This window comes from Micromonospora olivasterospora, assembly GCF_007830265.1.
In the GTDB taxonomy this organism is placed as follows: domain Bacteria; phylum Actinomycetota; class Actinomycetes; order Mycobacteriales; family Micromonosporaceae; genus Micromonospora; species Micromonospora olivasterospora.
The window spans coordinates 5,116,525-5,139,954 of record NZ_VLKE01000001.1 but is presented as its reverse complement, the minus strand read 5'-3'; the positions used below and the strand labels follow the sequence as shown (position 1 = coordinate 5,139,954).

21 protein-coding genes are annotated in these 23,430 nt (G+C 71.0%); 18 read left to right on the top strand and 3 right to left on the bottom strand.

What is annotated here, in order from left to right; genetic code table 11:
* Nucleotides 1-105: 105 nt before the first annotated feature.
* The 12 genes from idi to JD77_RS23595 all read left to right on the top strand — a co-directional run bounded on the left by idi (nucleotide 106) and on the right by JD77_RS23595 (nucleotide 14,347).
* The gene (gene idi, locus JD77_RS23650) at nucleotides 106-693 is read left to right on the top strand and encodes an isopentenyl-diphosphate Delta-isomerase (protein WP_145776232.1); all 588 of its coding nucleotides are present in this window, start codon (nucleotides 106-108) and stop codon (nucleotides 691-693) included.
* Between the two features lie 4 nt (nucleotides 694-697).
* Nucleotides 698-2,437, top strand: a complete 1,740-nt coding sequence (locus JD77_RS23645) for an ABC transporter ATP-binding protein (RefSeq protein ID WP_145776231.1) — start codon at nucleotides 698-700, stop codon at nucleotides 2,435-2,437.
* A 1-nt stretch (nucleotide 2,438) separates the two neighbouring features.
* The gene (locus tag JD77_RS23640) at nucleotides 2,439-4,211 is read left to right on the top strand and encodes an ATP-binding cassette domain-containing protein (protein WP_145776230.1); all 1,773 of its coding nucleotides are present in this window, start codon (nucleotides 2,439-2,441) and stop codon (nucleotides 4,209-4,211) included.
* 17 nt (nucleotides 4,212-4,228) lie between these two features.
* Nucleotides 4,229-5,425, top strand: a complete 1,197-nt coding sequence (locus JD77_RS23635; RefSeq protein ID WP_145776229.1) for a glycosyltransferase — start codon at nucleotides 4,229-4,231, stop codon at nucleotides 5,423-5,425.
* On the top strand, nucleotides 5,422-6,258 hold the full coding sequence (locus JD77_RS23630; protein WP_145776228.1) for a radical SAM/SPASM domain-containing protein: 837 nt from the start codon (nucleotides 5,422-5,424) through the stop codon (nucleotides 6,256-6,258). The genes JD77_RS23635 and JD77_RS23630 overlap by 4 nt, the downstream gene beginning before the upstream one ends.
* Nucleotides 6,228-8,363 carry a geranylgeranylglyceryl/heptaprenylglyceryl phosphate synthase gene (locus tag JD77_RS23625; RefSeq protein ID WP_145776227.1) on the top strand — a complete coding sequence of 712 codons (2,136 nt, stop codon included), beginning with the start codon at nucleotides 6,228-6,230 and terminating at the stop codon, nucleotides 8,361-8,363. Before JD77_RS23630 ends, JD77_RS23625 begins: the two co-directional genes overlap by 31 nt.
* Before the next feature lie 28 nt (nucleotides 8,364-8,391).
* Nucleotides 8,392-9,663, top strand: a complete 1,272-nt coding sequence (locus JD77_RS23620; RefSeq protein ID WP_145776226.1) for a glycosyltransferase family protein — start codon at nucleotides 8,392-8,394, stop codon at nucleotides 9,661-9,663.
* Nucleotides 9,648-10,463 carry a class 1 isoprenoid biosynthesis enzyme gene (locus JD77_RS23615; RefSeq protein ID WP_145776225.1) on the top strand — a complete coding sequence of 272 codons (816 nt, stop codon included), beginning with the start codon at nucleotides 9,648-9,650 and terminating at the stop codon, nucleotides 10,461-10,463. The genes JD77_RS23620 and JD77_RS23615 overlap by 16 nt, the downstream gene beginning before the upstream one ends.
* Complete coding sequence (locus JD77_RS23610) at nucleotides 10,450-11,256, top strand: hypothetical protein (RefSeq protein WP_145776224.1); 807 nt, start codon at nucleotides 10,450-10,452, stop codon at nucleotides 11,254-11,256. Before JD77_RS23615 ends, JD77_RS23610 begins: the two co-directional genes overlap by 14 nt.
* Nucleotides 11,256-12,557, top strand: a complete 1,302-nt coding sequence (locus JD77_RS23605) for an FAD-binding oxidoreductase (RefSeq protein WP_145776223.1) — start codon at nucleotides 11,256-11,258, stop codon at nucleotides 12,555-12,557. The genes JD77_RS23610 and JD77_RS23605 overlap by 1 nt, the downstream gene beginning before the upstream one ends.
* A 173-nt stretch (nucleotides 12,558-12,730) precedes the next feature.
* On the top strand, nucleotides 12,731-13,327 hold the full coding sequence (locus tag JD77_RS23600; RefSeq protein WP_145776222.1) for a pyridoxamine 5'-phosphate oxidase family protein: 597 nt from the start codon (nucleotides 12,731-12,733) through the stop codon (nucleotides 13,325-13,327).
* A 105-nt stretch (nucleotides 13,328-13,432) separates the two neighbouring features.
* Nucleotides 13,433-14,347, top strand: coding sequence for an IS982 family transposase (locus JD77_RS23595; protein ID WP_145775322.1), 915 nt, complete (start codon nucleotides 13,433-13,435; stop codon nucleotides 14,345-14,347).
* A gap of 51 nt (nucleotides 14,348-14,398) precedes the next feature.
* Here JD77_RS23595 and JD77_RS23590 read toward each other — a convergent pair whose 3' ends face one another.
* Nucleotides 14,399-15,742, bottom strand: coding sequence for an IS701 family transposase (locus JD77_RS23590; protein WP_246140610.1), 1,344 nt, complete (start codon nucleotides 15,740-15,742; stop codon nucleotides 14,399-14,401).
* A 216-nt stretch (nucleotides 15,743-15,958) separates the two neighbouring features.
* The gene (locus tag JD77_RS23585; RefSeq protein ID WP_246140873.1) at nucleotides 15,959-16,396 is read right to left on the bottom strand and encodes a hypothetical protein; all 438 of its coding nucleotides are present in this window, start codon (nucleotides 16,394-16,396) and stop codon (nucleotides 15,959-15,961) included.
* A gap of 385 nt (nucleotides 16,397-16,781) precedes the next feature.
* Here JD77_RS23585 and JD77_RS23580 point away from each other — a divergent pair, with 385 nt between their 5' ends.
* The 4 genes from JD77_RS23580 to JD77_RS23565 are packed head-to-tail and all read left to right on the top strand — an operon-like array spanning nucleotide 16,782 to nucleotide 21,313.
* Complete coding sequence (locus JD77_RS23580; protein WP_145776220.1) at nucleotides 16,782-19,070, top strand: FAD-dependent oxidoreductase; 2,289 nt, start codon at nucleotides 16,782-16,784, stop codon at nucleotides 19,068-19,070.
* Nucleotides 19,067-19,381, top strand: coding sequence for a putative quinol monooxygenase (locus JD77_RS23575; RefSeq protein WP_145776219.1), 315 nt, complete (start codon nucleotides 19,067-19,069; stop codon nucleotides 19,379-19,381). Before JD77_RS23580 ends, JD77_RS23575 begins: the two co-directional genes overlap by 4 nt.
* On the top strand, nucleotides 19,378-20,601 hold the full coding sequence (locus JD77_RS23570; RefSeq protein WP_145776218.1) for a cytochrome P450 family protein: 1,224 nt from the start codon (nucleotides 19,378-19,380) through the stop codon (nucleotides 20,599-20,601). Before JD77_RS23575 ends, JD77_RS23570 begins: the two co-directional genes overlap by 4 nt.
* A gap of 49 nt (nucleotides 20,602-20,650) precedes the next feature.
* On the top strand, nucleotides 20,651-21,313 hold the full coding sequence (locus JD77_RS23565) for a TcmI family type II polyketide cyclase (RefSeq protein ID WP_145776217.1): 663 nt from the start codon (nucleotides 20,651-20,653) through the stop codon (nucleotides 21,311-21,313).
* Between the two features lie 299 nt (nucleotides 21,314-21,612).
* Here JD77_RS23565 and JD77_RS23560 read toward each other — a convergent pair whose 3' ends face one another.
* Nucleotides 21,613-21,861, bottom strand: coding sequence for a flavin reductase (locus JD77_RS23560; protein WP_145776216.1), 249 nt, complete (start codon nucleotides 21,859-21,861; stop codon nucleotides 21,613-21,615).
* A 560-nt stretch (nucleotides 21,862-22,421) separates the two neighbouring features.
* Between JD77_RS23560 and JD77_RS23555 the strand changes: the two genes are divergently transcribed.
* Nucleotides 22,422-23,189 carry a DUF5753 domain-containing protein gene (locus JD77_RS23555; protein ID WP_145776215.1) on the top strand — a complete coding sequence of 256 codons (768 nt, stop codon included), beginning with the start codon at nucleotides 22,422-22,424 and terminating at the stop codon, nucleotides 23,187-23,189.
* The gene (locus JD77_RS23550; RefSeq protein ID WP_145776214.1) at nucleotides 23,180-23,380 is read left to right on the top strand and encodes a DUF397 domain-containing protein; all 201 of its coding nucleotides are present in this window, start codon (nucleotides 23,180-23,182) and stop codon (nucleotides 23,378-23,380) included. Before JD77_RS23555 ends, JD77_RS23550 begins: the two co-directional genes overlap by 10 nt.
* Nucleotides 23,381-23,430: the final 50 nt, after the last annotated feature.

The window sequence follows — 23,430 nt, the reverse complement described above, 5'->3', positions numbered from 1 at the left end:
TCGATTTTCCGTGTTGACCGATTTGCGCTCCGGGTTGACGAGAGTCAATTTCCCGTGGATTGTTGTGCGAGCGAAATCGACCGATCCGGCTGGCGGAGGAGTGGTATGGAGCTCGTCGTGCTACTCGATCACGACGGTAGGGCCGTCGGCGAGCAGGACAAACGCACCGTTCACACCGATGACACACCACTACATCTCGCGTTTTCTTGTTACGTCTTCAGCAGTAGCGGGCGGTTCCTAATGTCGCGGCGTTCGCTGCGAAAAAGGACATGGCCAGGTATCTGGACCAACAGCTTCTGCGGCCATCCCGGCCCAGGTGAGCCGGTGACCGACGCCGTGCACCGGCGGGCACAGGCCGAGCTGGGACTCACCCTGAGCGACCTTCACCTGGTGCTGCCCCGCTTCCGTTACCGCGCCGAACTCGACGGTGTGGTCGAGAACGAGATGTGTCCGGTCTACGTGGCCCAGGCAGCCGGCGACCCGGTGCCGAACCCGGACGAGGTCGATCAGGTCGAGTGGGTCGGCTGGGACTCGTTCCGGGAACGGACCCGCACCGACGAGACGCTGTCGCCGTGGTGCCGGCTCCAGATCGACGAGCTGCCCGAAATCGGACCTGTACCGGGTCGCTGGCCCGTCGGCGACGCCGCCGAACTGCCCCCCGCCGCCCGGGCCGCGGTCGCCGGGCGCGGCTGACCAGATGGCCTCACAGGAGCAACGGGCGGTCGAGACGAACTGGGCCCGCTATCGGGGCTACGTCTGCCGCCATCGGCGCAGTTTTCTGCTGCTGGCCGCGCTGATACCGCTCGACGTCGGCACCCAACTGGTGGCACCACAGGTCGTACGTCGGTTCCTCGATGCGGCGGTGGCCGGCCGGTCGCAGGGCGAACTGGCCGGCTACGCTGCCGTCTTCGTGGTGCTGGCAGCCGTGCGGCAGGCGCTGTCGGCCGGCACCGGCTGGGTCTCTGGCCGGGTCGCGTGGCGCACCACCAACGAGGTGCGCCACGACCTGCTCGCTCACGTGCTGCGACAGGGCCCGAAGTTCTTCCTGCGGCACTCGCCGGGGGAGCTGGTCGACCGGATGGACGGCGACGTCACGCGGCTGGCCAAGCTCCTGTCCGAGCTGGTGCTCGACATCGCGGCCCAACTGCTGCTGATCATTGGCATCGTCGTGGCGCTCTTCCTGCTCGACTGGCGCTACGGCGTGCTCTTCACCCCGCTTGCGGCGGTGATGCTGCTCCTGCTACGGCGCCTGCTCGGCCGCGCGGTGCCGCTCATCGCCGACCGACAGCGGGCCGAGGCGAGCCTGCTCGGCCATCTCGAGGAAAGCCTGACCGGGCGGGAGGACCTCAAGGCCAACGGCGGGACGGCGCACGCCCTGGAGGGCGCCTGGCAACGGATCCTGCACCACTACCGACTGGCCCGACGGGCCGCGCGGGCCACGGTCACCTGGCCGGCGGCGGTCCAGGTGCTCACCGCCGTCAACCTCTGTGCGGCGCTGGCCACCGGGGTGTGGCTCAGTCAGCACCGGGGCGCCAGCGTCGGCACCGTCTTCGCGGGCCTGTCGTACGCGATCCTGCTGCGGATGCCCCTGGTCAGCATCACCTCCCGCTTTCAGGACATGGAAGACGTCCTGGGCAGCGTCCGCCGCATCGAGGAGCTGTTCGGCGAGGCCCACATCGTTCCCGACGGCGACGGCACCCTCCCGCCGGGGCGCGGCGCGGTGAGCTTCACCGGCGTCACCTTCGCTTACGACGAACGCGCGGTGCTGTCGGACGTGTCGTTCACGATCGCGCCGGGCCGCCGGGTGGCCCTGATCGGGCGCAGCGGCAGCGGCAAGTCGACCATCCTGCGGATGCTGTTCCGCCAGTACGACCCGCAGGCCGGCGTGGTCTCGATCGGCGGCACGGACGTCCGGCAGCTGGACGTCGCAGCGCTGCGCTCCCGCATCACGCTCGTCACCCAGGAGGTGCACGTCATCGCCGCCACGCTGCGGGACAACCTCACGTTCTTCGACGACCGGTGGCCCGACGAGCAGCTGCGCCGGGCGGTCGAGGAGGTCGGCCTGGACACCTGGTACGCCGCGCTGCCCGAGGGCCTCGACACGCGGATCGGACCGGGCGGAGCGGGGTTGTCGGCCGGCGAGGAACAGTTGCTCGCGCTGGCCCGCGCACTGCTGACCGATCCCGACATCGTGCTGCTGGACGAGCCGTCGGCCCGGCTGGACCCGCACGCGGAGCGGCGGCTGCGCCGGACGATCGAGAAGTTCATCGAGGGTCGTACGGCGCTCATCATCGCCCACCGGCCCGAGACGCTCACCATCGTGGACGACGTGATGGTGGTCGAGGACGGCCGGGTGGCACGCCTGGCGCCCCGGGCCGACTTCACGGGCAGCGACGACGAGACGGCCGACCGGCTGTTCCCCGTGGGGCGGTCCTGACGTGACCGAGACGAAAGGCGACCGGGTACGCCTGCTGCTTGCCGGCCGTGGCCGGCGTTACGCCGTGCTCGCCGCCGTGTGGGCGGTGCTGCGGCTGGGCATGTTGGCCCTGGGCCTGTTGATGCAGATGGCCTTCGACTCCCTCAGCGGCGAGTCGACTCTCGGCCTGAACCTGTGGAGCCTCGTCGCGCTCGTCGCCGGCATCGAGGCCGCGCGCATCTCCCTACAGTTCAGCACGGTCGTGCCGTGGCTCGAACCGCGGATGCAATACCACACGGTCGGCGCGTTGCGGTTGTCGCTCTTCGAGTCGCTGCTCGAACCGCCGCCGGAGGCCGGGCACATCGGCGCGGGCGAGGCGGTCACGACCGTCGGCGCTGATGCCGCGGACGCCGGCTTCTTCGTCGTGTGGTCACCGATCAACATCGCCCGCTGGCTGTTCGCCGTCGCCGCGATCACCATCATGCTCCGCATCGACGTGCTCATCACGCTGAGCATCCTCGGGCTGTTCGTGGTGATGGTCGCGGTGATGCGTCTGGTGCACCGCCGGATGATGTCCTACCGCGAGCAGAGCCGCGCCCAGACCGCCCTGGTCAGCGAGGCACTGCGCGAGGTGATGAGTGTGCCGTTGGGCGTGCAGGCCGCGCGTGCCGAGGACGCGGTCACCCGGAGCCTGGATGCGCTCAACGCCGTCCGGGCCAGGGTCGCCATCTCTGAGGAGCTCGCGGTCGCCGTGCAGCGCAGCACCCTGCTGAACGCCGCGCCGCTCGGCACCGGCATCGTGTTGCTGATCGCGGCACCGGCCATCAGCGGCAACCGGCTGTCCATCGGCGACATGGTGCTGTTCACGTTCTACCTGCAGCTGCTCGTCGACACGCTCGCCTCGCTCGGCGTGCTCACCGTCCAGTTGCAGCGCGTGCTCGTCGCGCTACGCCGGATGACCGCGATCACCGGCGGTCGGCTGCACCCCCGGCACGGCATGGATCTCGATCACTCCCGGCCCGGTGCGATGGTCGGCACTCCGCCGGGATCCTCACCTCCGCCACCGACCAGCGGCCCGCCGACTATCACGATCGCGGGCCTCACCGCTCGGCACGACGATGCCGGCCACGGGGTGTCCGCCATCGGGTTCACGATGCCCGCCGGTCGGCTGACGGTCGTGGTGGGCCAGGTCGGCTCGGGCAAGACCACGCTGTTGCGCACCCTACTCGGCCAGGTGCCTGGCGCCACCGGCGAGGTGCGCTGGGACGACGTCCCGTTGCCTGCGGACCGCCGGTCGGTGCTGGTGCCGCCGCGGTGTGCCTACACGCCGCAGGTGCCACGGCTGTTCACCGGGACGATCCGGGAGAACATCCTGCTGGGGCTGCCGGACGACCGGCTGGCCGAGGCGGTGTCCCGGTCGGCGCTCGACGCAGACCTGGCCGTGCTGGCCGAGGGCCTCGACACCGTGATCGGGCCGCGTGGGCTGCGCCTGTCCGGTGGCCAGGCGCAGCGGGTGGCCGTGGCGCGGATGCTCGTCCGGCGTACCCCGCTGCTGTTGTGCGACGACGTCTCCAGCGCACTCGATCCCGCGACCAGCGACGCCCTGTGGGACGGAATCCTGCGCGACGGTGGGAGCACGGTCCTGGCGGTGTCCCATCGGCCTGAGGTGCTGCGCCGGGCCGCCCTCGTCGTGGTCCTGCGCGACGGCCGGCTGGAGGCGGTCGGCGCCCTGGACGACCTGCTCGACAGCTCCGACGAGTTGCGCCGGCTCTGGTCCGCCGTCGCCAGTGACTGACGAATGCGGAGGTACCGATGATCGAGGTTATGACCCGGCCCGTGCGCTGGGCGATCCGGCGGGGCTATCAGCCCGCCGCCGGTGATCCCCCGCCGACGGAGTGTGTGGTGGTCCGTCCCGGAGCATCCGGTAGCCGGTCCGGACTGCCGGTCTCGGCCGTCGCCGGGGAGCTCGGCGTCGGCTTCGGCGGTGGGTTCGCCCTGGTCCTGCCGACATACGTGGCTCGGGCACCGCTGTCCAGCCACCGCGAGACCGTCGGTGAGCTCCTCGCCCAGCTCGCGGATCTGCCGCCGACGGTGGCCGCCCGCCCACGCGTGCTGGTCGTCGGCATGCAGTGGCGCGACGACCAGCACGACGAGGCGATCGAGCGGCTGGAGCGGCTGGGCGAGATCACCGCTTCCGGGGGCGGGCCGACATTCGTCGGGATCGCGATGCCGCAGGCCGGAAAGAGCCGCATGCTCAACGCCGCATTCGAACTGGCCACCGGCCTCGGCCTGACCGGCGTGGCCTGGGTCGACGACGACGTGACATTCAGCACCGGCTGCATCGGACGGCTGCTCGAGGACTTCCTCGAACGGGGCGCCCGGGGCTCGGCCGGGGCAAGCAAGGTGCCCCGGCCCAACCCGTACGCGGCGGCCCGGTTGCTGCACCGGGGCAAGCACATCACCAAGACGCCGAAGTTCGGCTACCCGCACGGCTGCTGCATGGTCGTCGACGCCGAACTCGTGGCCCGCGGCATCCCGGACCGCTACACCTGCGAGGACGACTACTTCTGCTTCGCGCTACTCGATCCGCGGCACGAGAACCCGCTGCACCGCACGCACATCGTCGCGGACGCCGCCTGCTACCACCTGACCGGCGGCCCGGCGGGCGAGATCAGGCACCGCGTCAACCGCTCGCTGCTGACCGCGGCCGTGCTGATGTCCGACTTCCCCGCCGAGGTCGCCGGCCGGTACTGGCGCATGTACTTCTACGGACTGTGGCCGCTGGCGCCCGCGGCCCGCGGCCACGGCCTCCGCTTCGCCGCGAAGAAGTGGCTGCTCAAGTCGATCCACTTCGTCTGGTTCTGCCACGTCGCGCTGGGGCTCGCGGCTCGCGGGATCGTCGGGCGGCCACGGCGTGAGATCCCCTGGTCGGCGTACACCCGGCACACCAAACCCGCGGCCTCGCCGCTACCGGTGTCTCCCACGATCTCCCGAGGGGAACCCGCATGACGGACATCGCGAAGTACATCAAGCAGCGCGCGCAGGGCAAAGGCGTCCTCAACGTGCTCAGCGGAGTGTCCCGCACCTACTTCCACGGTGCCGGAACCAAGGCGCTCAGCGACGCCGCCTGGCTCAAGCAGAAGTCCAGCCGTACGTCGCCGGAGTTCGGCATGATCGCGATCGAGACGATGAGCGGCTGCAACTACCGCTGCTCGTTCTGTCCGATCGGCACCATCAAGATGCCGTCCGGCCGGATGTCGATGGAGCTCTACGAGTCGCTACTCGACCAGCTCGCCGACTTCACCGGAGTCATCCACCCCTACCTGTTCAACGAGCCGCTGCTGGACCGGCGGCTGCCCGAGATGGTGCGGATGGCCAAGGAACGGACCAAGGCGTCGATCTCCATCCAGACCAACGGCTCCAAGCTGACCGAGGAGTTGGCCGAAAAGCTGACCAGGTACGCCACCGTCGTCGTCAACGACTACACCACGGACCTCTCGGTCCTGGCCAGGGTCCGCCAGTATCCGGCCCGGCCCGAACTGGTGCTGGTGGACCGCAATCCGAACGCCATCCTCACCAACCGCGCCGGCAACGTGCCGGGCCGCCCGACCGTGCTGCTCAACCAGTTCTGCGTGCGGCCGTTCAACGAGTTCTACATCACCCACGACGGCCGGGTCGTCCTGTGCTGCCAGGACTGGAGCGTGCAGGAGGTCATGGGCAACGTCAACGACAACACCATCGCGGAGATCTGGAACAACGAGAAGTACACGGCCCGCCGCGCCAGCCTGCTGCGAAAGGAACGGACCGATCTATGCGCGAAGTGCGACTTCCCGGGAATCTGAGCACGGTCCCGGTGGCCGCGCCGGTGCTGACGGCGTTGCGGGCGCAGGCCCCCGGGCTGCTGCACGTCGTCGACCCGTACAAGGTGCCGCTCGCCGAGGCGGTGGAGAAGTCGCGGGCGGTGGCCGACCTCGGCCATCCCGTGCTGCTCGTCGGCAGCACCGACAACGCCGCGTTCGACCGGCAGGTGGCACCCTACGTCGCCGACCTGCGCGAGCGGACGGACCTGCCGATCGTCCTGCACTTCCCGTCGATACCCGGCCGGGGCGCTCCGCTCTGCCCAGGCGCCGACGCGGTCCTGGTGCATGCGGTTCCGAACTCGCTGCGGTCTTTCTTCGTCTCCGGCGGCGCGGCCGAGACCGCCGTCGCCGCGGCGGCGCTCGGGGACGGGGCACCCGAACTGCTGCAGTCGGCGTCGTTCGCGTTCGGCAGCGACGGCAAGACCCACGAGGCGGTCGGGGCGCCACCGACGGCCGAGGCCGGTGCCGAACTGCCCCGGCTGGTGGCGGCGGTCGCCACCGGCGACTTCGACCTCGCGTACCTGCTCTACCGGCACGGCCGAGTCCCCGAGGCGGTGCTCCGTGCCTACCGGCGCGGTCTGGCGCCGCAGCAGCTGCTGTTCGTCGGCGGCGGCGTGCGCTCGTACGGCCAGGTCCGCCATTATCACGACTGCGGCGCCGACTGGGTCGTCGTCGGCAACGGCCTGGAGACCGCCGGCTGGCGGGAGACCCTGCGCGAGTTGTCCGGCCGCCCGGGCGGCCGGCCCGGCGGCACCGGTCACCCCGCCGCCCGCCGGGCGCTCGTTGCCGAGTTGCAGCGCGGGCTGCGCCGGCCGGCACGGTCCGATCCGGTCGGTCGGCGGGCGTACGCCACGAACGTGGGCCGCCTGCACGACCTGCTGCCCGCCGTCGTCGCTCCGGTGACCTCGGCGGAGGAGGTCGCGCACGTCCTGCGGACCACCCGCGCGGCCGGGATGCCCGTCGCGGTGCGCGGCAGCGGGCACTCCTTCGGCCTGCAGGGCCTGTCCGACGGCGGGGTGCTGATCGTCGGCGAGCCGGGGGATCCCGAGGTCCGGCTGCACGACGACGGCACCGCAGAGGTGTGCGCCCGGGCTCCCTGGCACGCCGCCGAGACGGCCCTGAACGCGCTGGGACGCAGCATCCCGGTGCTGACCAACCACCTGACGGTCTCGATCGGCGGCACCCTGTCGGTGGGCGGCTACGGCGAGGGCACGATCGCGCACGGCGGCCAGGTCGACCTGGTCGAGCGGTTCCGGCTGATCCTGCCCGACGGGCAGGCCCGGTGGTGCTCGCCCGACGAGTCGCCGGAGCTGTTCCGGTACGGCATCGGGTCGCTCGGCCAGTTGGGCGTACTGGACCGGGTGGTGCTGCGCACGGTCGCCTACCAGCGGTTCACCACCATCGCGACGCAGCAGCACCCGTCACTGCCCGCCCTGGTCGAGCACGTCGGGTGGCTGGCCGAGGAGCAGCGGTCGCCGGTCGACCTCTTCTCCGCCCAACACTACGAGGGCGGCTTCGTCACGACGTACGGGACGATGGGCACTCCGCTGCCGCGACGGCTGCCCGGCCGGGCCGACATCCGCGTCGAGGCCGACTGGCCGCTGCGGTCCATGCGGGAGTCCCGGCGCAACCCGGCCGACCCGTCGGTGCACTTCATCTGGGCCGACTACTGCCTGTCGTCGCCGGCCGCGGTCGAGTTCGCCCGCTTCCTCGAAGCGGAGATCCTGGCGACGCCCGGTTACCGCGAGGGCGGAGGCCGGCTGCTCATGCTGGGCGTGCACCGCCCGGAGCAGCGCCCGAGTGTGCCGTTCACCCCGGCAGCCGGTCTGCGGGGCCTCGCCCTCGGCTTCGGGCTGTACTTCAGCGTTCCGCGCGGCGACCGGGCCGGCGTCGAGCGGGTGCAGGGCATGCACCGCCGGGTGCTGGCCGAGTGCCTCGCGCTGGGCGGTCGGCCGTACCTGGCCGGCTGGTACGACCTGGACGAGGCGGACCTGCAGTCGATGTACGGGGCCGACCTCGTCGCCCTGCGCCGGCTGCGCCGGGAACTGGACCCGCACGGCCTGTTCAACCCGGGACTGCTGGCATGACACCGCGAACGCGACGGAGGGAGTGGGCATGACCCGCAGCGTGCAGGTCATCTCGATGCGCACCTGGGGAGAGCTGGGGAATCTCCTCGCCGGCCGGACGCTCGCCGCGACCCTGGCTGCCGGTCTGGAGAAGGCGGACGTCACCGTCGTCGAGGCAGAGACGATCTTTCCGCAGTTCGCCGAGGCTGGCGCCGCCATTCGCGAGCTGGTGGCGGCGCGGCTGCCCGCCGACGAGGTCCGGGCAGGATACCTGCGCCTCATGGCCGACTTCACCGGCCGGTTGCCGGCGGACCTGGACGACGACCCGGTGCCGGCGGCGACCGCCGAGCGGCTGGCACCCGTCGTCGAGCACTTCACCCGGACGAAGCCGGACCTGGTGATCGGCACCAAGGGGGTGATCTCCCGGCTGAGTCACGCCGCGCTGCGGGTCGCGGATCTGACGGCGCCGGTGGTCAACTACGTGACCAACGAAGGGCTGCTCCGGCTGCCGGTGCACCGGGCGCCCCACCTGCCGGTACACCTGGTGCAGTTCGACCGGGCCAGGGACTATCTCATCCGCGAGCACGGCTACCGGCCCGGGCGGGTCGTGCCGGTCGGCCGGTTGCTCGCGCAGGCCCAGGCCGCCCAGGTCTTCGAAGGCGCCGCCGGTGCCGTCGATAGCGGCGACGCCGTCGGCGCCCTCGATCCGGCGTTGACCGCGACCAGCACCCGCATACTGATCCTGTCCAACCGGGGCGGCCGGGAGTATCTCGCCGCCCTCGAACGGATCGCCCGCGCGCACCCCGACGCGGCGCTGGTCTTCGTCGCGTACGACAATCCGGCGCTGGCCGCCGAGGCGGCCGAGCTGCTGATTGAGCTGAAGGTGCCGGCCTGGCAGACCTTCGACCGGCTGGCGCAGGGGGACTACCTGCGGTACCTCTCCTGGCTCAACGCGGCGGACGCGCCGCTGTTCATCTCCAAGACCGGGCCGAACTCCATGTTGGAGGGACTCTACTTCGGTATTCCGCAACTGCTGGTGCGCTCCGGCCTGCCAATGGAGGAATGGGTCGGCCCGTTCCTCGCCGAACACGGCGTCGGCCAGGGCTTCGACCGGATGGAGGAGCTGGTCGAGGTCGCCGTCCGCTGGGTGGGCGACCCCGACGAGCTGCCCCGACGCCGCAGCCGGGCGGCGGCGCTCGCCCGTACGCTGCTCGACCCGGACCGGGCCCGCCGGCGGACCGTGGCCGCCGTGGCCGCGGTGCTCGACGGTGCGCCGCTACCGATCGACGAGAAGGAGGGGGAGCCGTGCTCTCCAGAGTGAGCGGCCTCGACGAGGAGTGGGCGGTCGCGCAGCGCGCCCTGCTGGAGCGGATCACCGACCGCCTGGCCGGGGTCGGCATGACCCCGACCGGGCTGGAGTACGTCCGCCAGATGAAGGGCTACCCCCGGATCCCGTACTTCGCCTCGCTCTGGGTGCCGGATCCCGTGCAGCGCCAGGAGCTGGGGATCGCGATCTGCACCCACGCGATGGGCATCAAGTTGGTCGACGACCTGATGGACCGCGACCAGCCGATCCGGCCCTGGGACCAGATCCTCGGCATGTTCCTCACCCAGAGCAGCACGGCGACGTTCGGCGCCTACCACCGGCCGGCCGAGGTGCTGCGCGTCTTCGACGAGGATTACGAGGTGATCTGGCGGGAGCAGATCAACGAGGCGGAACGCCCGGCCCACGACCTCGACAGCTGGATTCACTATGCCCGCATCAAGTCGGGCCGGATGATGATGTGCTACGCCTCCGCCGCCTGCCTCGCGGCCGATGTCGTGGAGCGCCTGCCGGCCGCGCGCGCCTTCTGCGAGGCATTCGGTGTCCTGTTCATGATCGGGGACGACATCCGCGACCATCGCGACCTCGGCGAGGCGGGCGGCAACCTGTGCCACCTCATCGGCACCGGGCGGGTGAGCCGTGACGCGGCCGTCGCGGCGACCCGCTGGTGGCGGGCCGAGGCGCTGCGCGCCCTGGACGAGTTCCCGCCGGAGTTCCCGATCGCCGGCTTCATGGCCGACTTCGCCGACCGCCTGATCACCTTTCTCCTGGAGGACGACCGTGTTGACGTTTCCTGAGTTCAAGGCCGAAATGGACGACAGCCAGGCGCGGGTGGTCCAGCGGTGCCTCGCCGAGCTGACCAGCCTGGGCATGTCTCCGCAGGGGCTGGCCTTCGTCCGCGACCTGCAGGGCTACCCGCGTACGCCGTACTACACGACACTGTGGGTGCGCGACCCGAGGGCGCGGGCCGACCTCGGCGCAGGGGTCTCGATCCACGCGGTCGGCGTGAAGTTGATCGACGACCTCATCGACGACGACCAGCCGCTTTCGCCCCGCGACCAGATCTTCGGGGTCCAGTTGCTGTCGGTCGGTACGACGCTGCTGGCCGGCCGGGAACGGCCGGTCGAGGTGCTCAGGACGCTCGAGGACGACTACCGCGACATCTGGCGGCAGGAGATCGTCGAGGTCAGCGCGCCCCGACCGACGACGGTCGAGTCCTGGATCGCGGCGGCCCGGATCAAGGCCGGGGTGATGCTCGCCAACTACGCCGCCGTCAACTGCCTGGCCGGCGGGGTCCCCGAGATGGTGACGCCCGCCCGCGAGTTCGGCGAGGCGCTGGGCGTGCTGTACATGATCGGCGACGACGCGGTCGACTTCGACGACATTGATGAGCGCGACGGCAACCTCGCCCACCTGGTCGCCTCGGGTGCGGTCGACCTGGCCGACGTCGCCGCCGCGATCGACGAGTGGCGCGATCGTGCCGTCGCGGCGGTCCGGCAGGGCGACCCGGTCTGCCACATGGTGCCGTTCTTCGACCACTTCGCAGCGAAGCTCAAGGGCCTGATCAGCCGGCCGGCTACGACCGCGTGATGACGTCGCATCGATCGCTGGCCAGGCTGCTGGCCGGCAAGCTGCTCGGCCCGGTGCCCGGTGAGTGGCACCGGGACTTCGGCCGGATCCGCTGCCAGGAGCCGCAGGCGGTCGTGTTCGCCGCCGGGGCCGCCGACGTCCAGGAGACGGTGCGGTACGCATCCGCCCACGGCCTGCCGGTCGTCGCGCGGGGCAACGGGTGCAGCAGCAACGGGCAGGCCCTCACCGACGGTCTGCTGCTGGACACCGCCGCGCTGGACCGGATGGAGCTGACCGGGGCGGCGGTCGTGCGGGTCGAGGCCGGGGTGCGATGGGGAACGCTGCACCGCTGGCTGCACGAGCACGGCCTCGCCCTGCCGGTCGTCACCAGCAACGAGCACGCTTCGGTCGGCGGCACGCTGTCGGTCGGCGGCTTCGGACCGACGTCGCCCTTCCTCGGCGCGGTCGTTGATCAGGTGGTGGCCCTGGATGTCGTCACGGGTGACGCCGCGCTCGTGCACGCGACCGCCGACGGCCCGCACCAGGATCTGTTCTGGTACGCCCTCTGTGGCCTCGGCCAGGTGGGTCTGATCGTCCGAGCCGAGCTCCGGGTGGTCCCGGCGCAGCCGGCCGTCCTGATCCGTCGGCTCGACGGCGGCGACCTCGCCACGGTGGCGGAACAGGTGTGGCGCGACGAGCGGCTACGCCTGTGCCGTGCGGTGTACTCCACCGCCGCCCGCCGGTGGAAGGTCGAAGTCGGCCGGTCGGCGCGGAACGTGGCGGCCGAGCCGGACGAGACCCTGGTCGCCGACTATCACCAGCGCCTGTTCGAGGCGGAGGCGGGGTTCTCCGTCGGCATCGCCCGCGGCCAGGTCGCCGCCGGCCTGCTGGCGGACGAGACCGAGGCACGCCGGCTGTGGAGCGACTTCTTCCTGCCGATGGAGAAAGCTGACGCCTTCTTCGCTGCGGTCCGCGAGCGGTTTGCCGACCCAACCGTGGTCCCCGTGGTCAACGGCGCCTTTCTGCGCACCGGGGACCGGCCCCGGCCGCCACTGAGTCCGCTGCCCGACGCCGACCGGGTACGCACGTTCGGCTTCTACTGCATCGTGCCGCCAGATCGGGTCGACGAGTACCGGGAGCATTTCGACGCTGCCGGGGCACTCTGTCACGAACTCGGCGGCCGGCAGTATCTGCACGGCTATCACCGGGTGGAGCGGGATTTCTACCGCGCACAGTTCGGTGTGCCCACCGTCGATCGGTGGCGGCGGGTGAAGCGCCGCTATGACCCCGGCACTGTGCTCGGCCCGCAGCTCCCGATCTGAGCCGCCGCGCGGCCCGGGTGGGGCACACCGCCCGGCCGCGGAACTCGTGTGTCCCGCGGTCCTCCTTACGTCCACGCACCGGGAACTGGCTCGTCCGCCTGCCGCCGGGTCCTGGGACGATCGGAGACGCGGCAACGGCGCGAGTCCGGGACGCGGAGAGGCGGTAGAGCACCGTGGGAAAGACGTACGAACACATCACCGGGCGGCTGCGCGACTTCGTCGAGGCGCAGCCGATGTTCTTCACGGCGACCGCGCCGCTCGCCGCCACCGGGACGATCAACCTCTCGCCCAAGGGACTGGCGGGCTCCTGGGCCGTCCTGGACGAGCTCACCGTGGCGTACCTCGACTTCGCCGGCAGCAACGCCGAGACCATCGCTCACCTGCGCGAGAACGGCCGGATCACCCTGATGTGGTGCGCCTTCCAGGGGCCGCCGAACATCGTGCGGGTGCACGGGCGCGGCGAGCCGGTGTTCCGCGACGACCCCCGGTGGCCTGAACTGGTCAGCCACTTCCCCGCCGCCGACACCAGCTCGCACGGGCTGCGGGCGATCATCGTGGTCCGTGCGGAGCTGATCCGGGACACCTGCGGCTACGCCGTGCCCCTGATGACCTACGACGAGGACCGGGACCTGCACGCGAGGCGGTTCGCGCGGGAGACCGACGAGTCGCTCAGCGACTACTTCGCCGGGAAGGAACACGTCGCGACCAGCATCGACGGCCTGCCCGGCCTGCCCCTGCCGCTGCCCCCGACGCCGCCGACGCTGCCCTAGACGAGTGATAACCACGGTGGCCTGTGTGGATGGGACACAGGTGCGGTGAACGGACGAGGGCCTCCATGATCGACGTTGCTACGCAACTATGACCATGGAGGCCATGTGCACGTCGATCTGGAGACCCTCGCTACCGCACTGTACGTGAAGATCGATGACGAGTTGAAAGCCCGCCCTGATCTACGTCCGGCCCGCCCGGTGACCGGGTTCACCCCAGTGCTGTCGGACGCCGAACTGATCACCATGGCGGTCATGCAGTCGCTGCTGAACATCCGCTCCGAACGCCGGTGGGTCCGCTACCTGGCGAAGAACCTACGCGCGTTGTTCCCGGTCCAGCTGTCCCAGCCCGGCTACAACAAGCGACTGCGGGCCGCCCTGCCGCTGATCCAGCACTTCATCCGAGCGTTGGCCTTCGACACCGATTTCTGGTTCGACAACCACTGGATCCTGGACTCCACCCCGGTCGAGTGCGGCCGGTCGAGGCCCACCGTGCAACGCTCGGACGCCGCCGGCTGGGCCACCTACGGCTACTGCGCGTCACACTCACGGTTCTTCTGGGGACTGCGCCTGTACCTGATCTGCACCCCGACCGGCCTGCCCATCATGTGGGCCCTGGCTGATGCGAAGATCGGCGAACGCGAGGTCGTGGAGTACATGCTCGACCGCGAGCCCGCCCTGCTCGCCGGCCGGCCCGGACTGCTACTGATCACCGACAAGGGCTTCGCCGCGAAACGCTTCGAGCAGGACCTGGCCGACCGCGGTGTCACCCTGCTACGACCCAACCGCAAGAAGGAGAAGCAACGCCCCGGCCAGGGCCTCCTGAAGGCCGTCCGCCAACTGATCGAGTCGGTCAACGACACGCTCAAGGGCCAACTCGACCTGGAACTACACGGCGGCCGTACCTTCGAAGGCATCGCGACCCGCGTTGCTCAACGCCTGCTCGCCCTGACCGCCGCCATCTGGCACAACCACAAGACCGGCCAGCCCGTCACCCGCAGCCTCATCGCCTACGACCACTGAACGCGCAGCAAACTCCGGTTATCAGTCGTCTAGTACGGCAGCCGCCAGTTGCTAGCTGACCAGGGTGTAGTCCCGGTTCAGCCGTGTGCGTTGGTGGAACCAGCGGGCGCGGGCCTGGTGACGGCGTCGCCAGTTGAGCCAGTGCGTGGCGTGGCCGGGTGGTTTCGGATGCTGGAGGGCGTTGGCGAGTAGTCGTTTGACCTCGGGGACGGTCAGCGGGATCATTCCGGGCTCGGGTGGCGGCGGCTGGTCCGGTGTGCTTGGCGGCGGTGCCTGGGTGTCGGTGCGGTCGGCGAGGTGGGCGGCGGTGACCGCGCAGACCGCGAGGGCGGCCATGACCAGCACGGTGTGCCGCTGGATCGCGGTGTAGAGCCTCGCTTGGCACTGGTCCAGGCCGAAGTGGTCCTTGCTGAACTCGAAATCTTCCTCGACCGGCCAGCGCAGCCCGGCAGCGCGGATCAGCCTCGTCTTGGTCAGGATCTGCCCCTCGGGCACATGGCAGTAGTGGAAGGCCAGTTCACCGCTGCGCAGGTGACGGCGGATGAGCAGATGATGGCGGGGCGAGGCGGTGGCGATCCACGCCCAGGCATACCAGCGCTGTCCCTTCGACCCGGTACCGGCCGAGCGGACCTCCCACCGACGCTTGTCCTTGACCAGCAGCGTGACGGCCTGTGCGCAGGTCAGTTTCGCTTCGGAGGGCAGGTCGATCATGAAGGTGGCAGCGACCCGCAGCACGTACGCCTGCCCGTGCTGCTCGAAGAACTCCCGTAGTTGTGTGCAGTTGCCGTACACCTCGTCGCCGCAGGCGAAGTCGAATACCAGGCCGTCGGCGAACGCATCAGCACAGATATCGATGGCCAGCTGGCCCTTGGTGCGGAACTCCACCTCCGGCGGCAGTCCCATACCGGCCGAGGCCCGGGGGTCGGTGATGTGCTCGGCCGGGATCCACTGACGCGCCCCGATCAACGCGTGCCCCGTCTTCTCCCGAACGTAGGACAGGTGCACCGTGTTGATCCCGTTCGCGACCCGGCCCGCGCACCCCATGTACTGCCGCTTCACCCCGCACGTCGCCTTGCCCTGCTTGGGCTGGCCCGTCTCGTCCAACGCGCCGACGACCAGGCCACGCCGCCGCCGACGGCGCGCCGCCTCGTCCAGACCCGCAGCGGCGAACCGCCGGACCTGGCTCATCGCGGCCGTCGTGTCCCACACCGCCCGGTTCAGCAGCCGCTGCGTGCGGTCCGGCGTGGCGTCCCCGACCTGCTCGGCGATGGTCCACCCGTTGCGCTTCGGCACCTGGCTGACCAGCGCCGATATGTATCTTCCCGCGTGCTGCCACGTCTGCGTTCGGGCGAAGCACGACCGCAGCCGCTGCAACAGCCCGGCCCGTTCCCGCACCGCGCGCCCAGCCGCTACCCTGGCAACCGCAGCCGCCTTCGATCTTGTAGTCCTCACAAACACATGATCGACAGGCGGCTGCGTCCACGTTGCACGCCCCCACCGCGTCCCGCGAGGTCAGACCACCAATGGCGGCTGCCGTACTAGTGTCAATGCTCCTCGATGCCGTGCGAAGGGCTTCCGGGTGGCCCGCCCCGGAAGCCCCTCGTGTGCCGCTCAGCGCCACAGCATCAGGTTGTTGTACGCCGCCCGGGTGATCCGGGTGCCGATGTTGTTCACGGCGCCGGGCCCTCCGCCGGATGGTCCGCTGGACAGGATCCCCAGCACCGTCCGCAGCGCCCACGGCCACGGCCACGGCGGCCTCGGCGGCAGGGGGCACAGGTCCTCCGGGTCGGGCCGGTAGAAGATGGGGCTGCCGTCCTGCCCGCCGGTGGCGTCGTGTTGGACGTAGACGAGGTTCGCGGTCAGGACGGTGCCGCTGGCCGGGAACGTGGTGGTCGGGTTCACCGGCATCCGCTCGTCGCCGCCGAAGATCGCGTCGGTGCCGACCCCGGAACCCGCGCCGACGGCCGAGGACGGCGCGTCGGTAGCACGCGCGTCGGTAGCACGCGCGTCGGTGCTGACGATCCGGTCGGGATCCGGCGCGGCGGCCACCGGCCCGGCCGGAGGTGCCGTCGTACGGCCACGACGGCGGCGAGGACCACCGCCGCCCATCTCTTCCTCACCCTGGTCTCCTTCCGTCGGACGGAGCGCCCCCGCACGCTCACCTACGGTGACCAGCGTGCCCGCCGGCCGCGCTGTCCGGCCGATTCCCGGAAGGCGAGGGTGGGTCGCCGACATCGCGGGCTCCGGACCCGGCCGGGGGCGTGGACTGTCACCGTGGCGCTTACGGACCGTCCGTGAGCGGTGACGCCCGGGTGACGCCCCTCCCGCAGACTCGCTGCTGAGGCGAGCGGTGTTCGTGCAGCTCAAACCCCGTCAACCGGCTCCGGCGGGTCACCCGCTCGATCGTCTCGCGCAGGCCGTCGAAGGGGACTTGATGATCAGGACAATGGTCCGGATGCGCGCTCGCCCGGGGTGCGAGCGCGGCGTGGAATCCGCGTGGCGGGCGGTCGCCGGGCAGAGCGGGTCCCTGGCCGGCAACCTCCGGCGGGAACTGCTGGCGGACGCGGCCGATCCGCGGGCGTTCGTCGTCGTCACCGAGTGGGCCGACGAGTCCGCGCTGCGCGACTTCGAGAACGGGCCGGTCGCCGCGCGCCTCGCCGACGCCCTACGCCCGCTGTGCGAGGCGCCCGCGCCGGGCGACTACCGCGCGATGCGCGACCCGGACGGCACGACCCCGGCGATGGTCTTCGTCGACGTCGAGATCACCGTCCCGGCCGCCCGGCGGGCGGAGTTCGACCGCGGCTACGCCGAGGTCACCGAGCGGATGGCCGGGGTGCCCGGGTACCTGCGGGAGGAACTGCTGCGCTCCCCCGGCTCCGACACCCACCACATCTTCGCCGAGTGGCGCAGCGAGGCCGAGTTCTACCGCTGGATCGGCAACCCGGCGCACGCGCAGGAGGAGGCGGGACCGATCGCGCCGTTCCTCCTCAAGGACTTCCGGCGCCGCCTGTTCCATCCGGCGGCCCACCCCGACGACAGGCGGGAACCCAGTACGACGGGCAAGGAGATCGACGTGCACACGACAACGGACGTACTCATCGTCGGCGCGGGGCCCACCGGGTTGACCGCCGCCGTCGAGCTGGCCCGGCGCGGCGTCGACTGCCGGGTGGTGGAGAGGCTGGCCATGCCGTCCGGGCAGGCCGACAAGGCGATCGGCATCCACTGCCGCACGATGGAGATCTGGGAGGACCAGGGCATCGTGCGGGAGGCGATGAACACCGGGATCTGGCTGACCGGCAACATGGTGTTCGTCAACGGCGTGGAGACCCACCGGATGAGCTGGGAGCTGCCGGAGCTGCCGTACGCGCACCTGGGCCTTCCCCAGTACGAGACCGAGCGGCTGCTCACCGAGCGGCTGGCCACGCTCGGGGTGCGCCCGCGGCGGGGCGCCGAGCTGACCACGTTCACCCAGGACGGCGACGGCGTGCTGGCCACGCTCACGCTGGCCGGCGGCGGCACCGAGACCGTACGCGCGAAGTACCTCGTCGGCTGCGACGGCGCGCACAGCAGGGTCCGCGAGCTGCTGGGGCTGACGTTCACCGGCGGGCTGGGCCGGTTCCCGCAGCTGTTCATGCTGGGCGACGTCGACGTGGACTGGGACATGCCCGAGGGCCACCTGCTGCGGTTCCTGCACGAGACCGACGGCCGGATGGACGGCATGCTGGTGTGCGTACCGCTGCGCGGCGAGTCCCGGTACCGCATCGCCACCCTGGCCCCGCCCCGGTTCTTCGCGCAGACCGGCGGGCGGGACGCCCCGCCCGGGTTCAGCGAGGAACTCGCCGCGCCGACCCTCGCCGACGTGCAGGCCGCGCTGGACCACCTCGCCCCGCCCGGCACCCGCGCGTCGAACCTGCGCTGGTCGTCGGTGTTCCGGATCAGTCACGGCATCGTGGACCGGTACGGCGAGGGCCGGGTGTTCGTGGCCGGCGACGCGGCGCACCTGCACCCGCCCGCGGGCGGCCAGGGCATGAACACCGGCATCCAGGACGTCTGGAACCTCGCGTGGAAGCTCGCCCTCGCCGTCCGGGGTGTCGCCGCGCCGGGCCTGCTGGCCAGCTACGAGACCGAGCGCCGCCCGGAGGGCGAGGAAATCGTCGGGCGGGCCGTGCGGATGGCCTTCACCGAGGAACTGGACCGCGACGACCTGAAGCGGCAGTTCCTCCAGGAGATGGGCATGCTGCTCAGCTACTCGCGCAGCCCGTTGGTCGGCGAGTCACTGTCCGCCCCCGACGCCCTGCGCGACGGCCCCGCGCCCGGCGACCTGGCCCCCGACGTGGGCGGCCTGCACCGGCGGGGCGTCGGACACCCGCTGCGGCTGCGCGACCTGACCCGCGGCACCCGGCACACCCTGCTGGTGTACGCGGACCGCTCGGCCGCGGAAGCGGAGGTGGCCGCCGTGGAGAAGCTGTGCGCCGACGTCCGCCGACTGGCGTGCGGGGAGATCGAGGCGTACCTGCTGGCCAGCCCCGACGCGCACGTGCCGGCGATGCTCAACCCGCCGGTCGTACGGGACGCCGCGGGCGAGTTCCGCGCGCGGTACGGCGTCGCCGGCAGCGCCCTGTACCTGATCCGCCCCGACGGACACGTCGGGTTCCGCAGCCAGCCGGTCGACGCCGACGCCCTGCGCAAGAACCTGCACCTGGTGTTCGGGGGTGCCCGGTGACCACCGTGCGCACCGTGCTCGCGATGCGCGCCCGGGAGGGCTGCGAGCAGCAGTTCGAGGCGGAGTGGCTGTCGGCGGCGGAGAAGATCCGCGACCTGGACGGCTGCCTGCGCCAGGACCTGGTTCGCGACGCCGAGGACCCGCGCAGCTACCTGATCATCAGCGACTGGGCCGACCGCGAACGGCTCGACGCCTTCGGCCGCAGCGAGCACCGCGACCACCTGCTGCGGGTGATCCGCGACCTGCGCGAGTCCGCCCAGCGCAACACCTACCAGGTCCTGCACAGCGTACGCAGCGAGGAGTCGTCATGACCGAGCCCGTCGTACCCGCGTCCGAGTACTACACCGACGAGTTCGCAGTCGACCCCTACCCCACCTTCGCCGAGCTGCGGGAGAACGCGCCCGTCTGCCTGGTCAAGGGGCCGCGGTTCGACTCGTACCTGATCAGCAGGTTCGACGACGCGAAGGCCGCGCTGACCGACCCGAGGCTGTCCAAGGACCTGTACGGGCCCGGCCAGCACTACCTGCGGATCTTCGGGCCGAACTCCGAGGCGCTGAACCGGAACATGCTCAACTCGGACCCGCCGGAGCACAGCCGGCTGCGGCGGATCGTGTCGCAGGCGTTCGCCCCGCGCCGCATCGAGGCGCTGCGCCCGCGCGTGGCCCAGATCGTGGACGAGCTGCTCGACAAGGTCGCGCCGCGGGGCGAGGCCGAGCTGATGCACGACTTCGCGATCCCGCTGCCGATGAAGGTGATCTCCGAGCTGATCGGGATCCCGAAGGCCGACCACGACCAGGTCCTCGACTGGACGCAGGTGATCCGCACGTCCGGGTCGTCGAAGAACCCCGAGCGGGACCGGGCGGCCGTGCAGGAGGCACAGCTGCGGCTGCACCACTACCTCGCAGACTTCGTACAGGCCAAGCGCGCGCGGCCCGCCGACGACATCGTCAGCGACCTGATCGCCGCCTGCGACCGGCAGGGGACGCTGTCGGAGTCCGAACTGGTCACCACCACGTTCCTGCTGCTGTTCGCCGGGCACCAGACCACCGCGGACTTCCTCGGCAACGCGACCGTGGCCCTGCTGACCAACCCCGAGCAGCTCGCCCTGCTGCGCGCCGACCCGGAGCTGCTGCCCGCCGCGATCGAGGAGCTGCTCCGGTTCGACGGCCCGCTGCCGGTGGCCAGCCCCCGGATCGCCGCCGAGGACGTCGAGTACCAGGGCGTACGCATCCCGCGCGGCTCGGTCGTCGGCGTGGTGATCAACGCGGCGAACCACGACCCCGCGCACTTCGCCGACCCGGACCGGCTTGACCTCACCCGCGAGCGCGGCCCGCACATCGGCTTCGGCCACGGCGTCCACTACTGCCTCGGGGTCTCCCTGGCCCGGATGGAGGCGCAGATCGCCATCTCGGCGCTGCTGCACCGGCTGCCCGACCTGCGGCTGGCGGTGCCGGCCGAGGAGCTGCGCCGGCTGCCGGCGGCGTCGCCGTTCCGCGGCCTGCTGGAGCTTCCCGTCCGGTTCACCGCCTGATCCCGTACGCCCGACCCGTCCCGCATCCCATCCCAGTCAAGGAGTCGTCATGGTCTTCCGCAACGTGATCGTCTGCCGCATGGTCCCCGGCAGTGAGGACAAGGTCGGCCCGGTCTTCGGGCACTACGACAAGGCCACCCGGCCGCAGGACCTGGGCGTCATCGGGCGGCGCCTGCTGTCGCACAACGACCTCTACATCCACGTCATCGAGCGCCTGCAGGACCCCAAGATCTCGGGCCAGACCCGCGGGCTGCCCGCGTTCCAGAAGATCGCCGAGGAGATCGCGCCGTACGTGACCCCGTACCCGAGGTACTGGAAGAACCCGTCGGACTCGGTGGCGAAGGAGTTCTACCACTGGGCGCCGGACGGGCCGGAGCCCGCCGACACGAAGCTGACCGTGATCGTGGGCCGGATCAAGCCGGGCGCGGAGTCCGACGTGGCGCGCGTCTTCGCCGAGTCCGACGCCGGGTCGCTGCCGAGGGAGCTGGGCGTGAGCGGGCGCTGGCTGTACTCGATCGACGACGTGTACGTCCACCTGCTGGAGCAGGACACCTCCGTCGCCGAGGCCCAACGGCACAACCATCACAAGCCGGCGTTCGCCAAGGTCATGGAGGAGCTGAGCCCGTACATCAGCCCGTACCGGCCGGAGACCTGGCGCGGGCACCAGGACTCGCTGGCGAAGGAGTTCTACCGCTGGCGCGCCGAGGACTGACGGGCCGTCGACGGTGGCGATGCCCGGCGCGTCGGGGACGGGTGGTCAGCTGTCTGTGCGGTTCCTGTGGAGCTGCCCCGTCTGTGCTATCGCCGCCTTCCCGCCACAACCACCACAGGACCCATGGGCACCGGCAGGAAGCCCTCGGCCCCCCTCCGGTGACGAGCTGACGGCGTTGCGCGCGGCCGGCGACTTCCCCGTACCCGGGGTGGTCGTCGGTCCGCGTCCGCGTCGGTGAGGAAACCGCCCCGCGCCGTTCAGGAGCTGAACGGCGCGGGGCGGCCCGCGCGGGGTTCGGGTCACCCGCGCGGGCGGAGCCAGCCGAGGAAGCGGTCCGTCAGGTCCGCCGGAGGCGCAGCCGGGTCCAGTTCGGCCAGTTGCTCGACGGCCTCGATCATCAGGCCGGCGAGGTAGATGCCGAGGGCGGCACGGTTGCCCCGGTACTCGCCGAGGAGGCGCAGCTTCGCGGGCGAGCAGGGCCAGGCGATCCCGCACGCCAGACAGCGCCAGGTGGGACGGGTCGGCAGGTGCTCCCGACGGCCCCTCACCCCGGCACCCGGACCCGGTTCACGTTGGCGATCGGGCGTACGAACTGCGGGCTGGCGGCGCGGGTGAGATGCAGGACTTCGCCCGCCCTGATCGCGTACGCCGTCACCGGGCATCGCCGTATCCGCGCATGGTCTGGGCGGGGGTGCGCAGCTCACCGGCCAGGTGCCAGAGGACCTGGGTCGCGACGTCGTAGCGGGGTACCCGTGGTGCCGGGATCATCGGGCCGGAGGGCGGTGGGTCATCGTGGGCCGGCGGGCGCTCGGGCTTCGGTGTCGGCCTGCGCTCGTCCCGGCGTACGTCGCGCGGCGCACAGTGCCGGCCACGCCGGAAGCGGTGACGCCCTCCCATTGGTTCCCCTCCCTGTCGATTGGAGAGGGGCCGCCGTGCCATCGGCGGGAAAACCACGGCGGCCCCCGGTGACAGGACGCGACCGCCGGGATGATGCCTCCTCCACCGGCCACGCCGTCCTGGGGACCCACTTTGCCGAGGGTTGTGATACAAACACACCGCGTAGCAGTTTGAGAGTCAGCCAAGTTGGACATTCCACAGGAGATTCGGGATGAACCGAGCTGTCGCCGAAGCCATGGTCGCCACCGGCCACACCGCCGAGAGTCTTGCAGAGCAGGTAGGGGTAGACCCCAAAACGGCTGCCCGCTGGGCAAATCCGGGACACGTCCCGCAGTCTCGGCACCGGGCGAAGGTCGCAGCGCTCCTCGAACGTGAAATCTCCGACCTCTGGCCGGACCTGCTGAAGCGACGCGAGCCCGGCTGGTTCCGCCCGTGGATGGAGATCGAACGCGAGGCCGTCAGCCTGCGGGCCTTCCAACTCGCGTGGGTGCCGGGCATCCTCCAGACCGAGGCGTATGCGCGGGCGACGGTCGAAGGTGAAGGCCTGTCACCGGAACGCGTCGACGAAGTGGCGTCAGCTCGCAACGCCAGGCATGCCATTCTGCGCCGCCAGGGCGGGCCCCTTTACATCGCAGTGATCGATGAAGGGGTTTTGCGCCGGAGCGCGTACGGTAACCGGGCCCTCATGGCTGAGCAACTCGACTTTCTCGTCGAGTGTGCGCAGCTCCCCGCCGTTCAGATACACATCGTGCCGTCCGATGTCGGCATGTACCCGGGCCTCGGCGGGCCGTTCACCATCGCGGAGATGCCCGACGGGGCGCGCGTAGCGTACGTGGACAGTCAGATGACGGCGCAGATCTTCGAGCAGCCGGCCGGCATTGCTACCCTAGAGCGACGCTGGGAACGCATCCGCGGCGAGTCCCTCCCCCGAGGGCGCTCCCTGGACCTTCTGAAAGAAGCGGCACGATCATGGACCTGAGTGACGCCCGGTGGCGCAAGAGCACGAAAAGCGGGAACAACCAGGGCGACTGCGTCGAGGTGGCCGACAACCTGCCCGGCGTCGTCCTCGTCCGCGACTCCAAGAACCGAGACGGCGGAGCGCTGACCTTCACCCCCGCGAGCTGGCGCGGCTTCGTCGACCTGGCGAAGAAGATCGGCCCGCTCGGCTGAACCCTTAAATCCATAGCCCCCAATCAACGGAGGGCCCACGGGTCTGGACC

Coding starts and splice junctions, on each gene's coding strand:
- idi (WP_145776232.1), top strand. CDS start 106: ATGGAGCTCGTCGTGCTACTCGATCACGACGGTAGGGCCGTCGGCGAG.
- JD77_RS23580 (WP_145776220.1), top strand. CDS start 16,782: ATGATCAGGACAATGGTCCGGATGCGCGCTCGCCCGGGGTGCGAGCGC.
- JD77_RS23630 (WP_145776228.1), top strand. CDS start 5,422: ATGACGGACATCGCGAAGTACATCAAGCAGCGCGCGCAGGGCAAAGGC.
- JD77_RS23565 (WP_145776217.1), top strand. CDS start 20,651: ATGGTCTTCCGCAACGTGATCGTCTGCCGCATGGTCCCCGGCAGTGAG.
- JD77_RS23625 (WP_145776227.1), top strand. CDS start 6,228: ATGCGCGAAGTGCGACTTCCCGGGAATCTGAGCACGGTCCCGGTGGCC.
- JD77_RS23620 (WP_145776226.1), top strand. CDS start 8,392: ATGACCCGCAGCGTGCAGGTCATCTCGATGCGCACCTGGGGAGAGCTG.
- JD77_RS23635 (WP_145776229.1), top strand. CDS start 4,229: ATGATCGAGGTTATGACCCGGCCCGTGCGCTGGGCGATCCGGCGGGGC.
- JD77_RS23570 (WP_145776218.1), top strand. CDS start 19,378: ATGACCGAGCCCGTCGTACCCGCGTCCGAGTACTACACCGACGAGTTC.
- JD77_RS23645 (WP_145776231.1), top strand. CDS start 698: ATGGCCTCACAGGAGCAACGGGCGGTCGAGACGAACTGGGCCCGCTAT.
- JD77_RS23605 (WP_145776223.1), top strand. CDS start 11,256: ATGACGTCGCATCGATCGCTGGCCAGGCTGCTGGCCGGCAAGCTGCTC.
- JD77_RS23555 (WP_145776215.1), top strand. CDS start 22,422: ATGAACCGAGCTGTCGCCGAAGCCATGGTCGCCACCGGCCACACCGCC.
- JD77_RS23550 (WP_145776214.1), top strand. CDS start 23,180: ATGGACCTGAGTGACGCCCGGTGGCGCAAGAGCACGAAAAGCGGGAAC.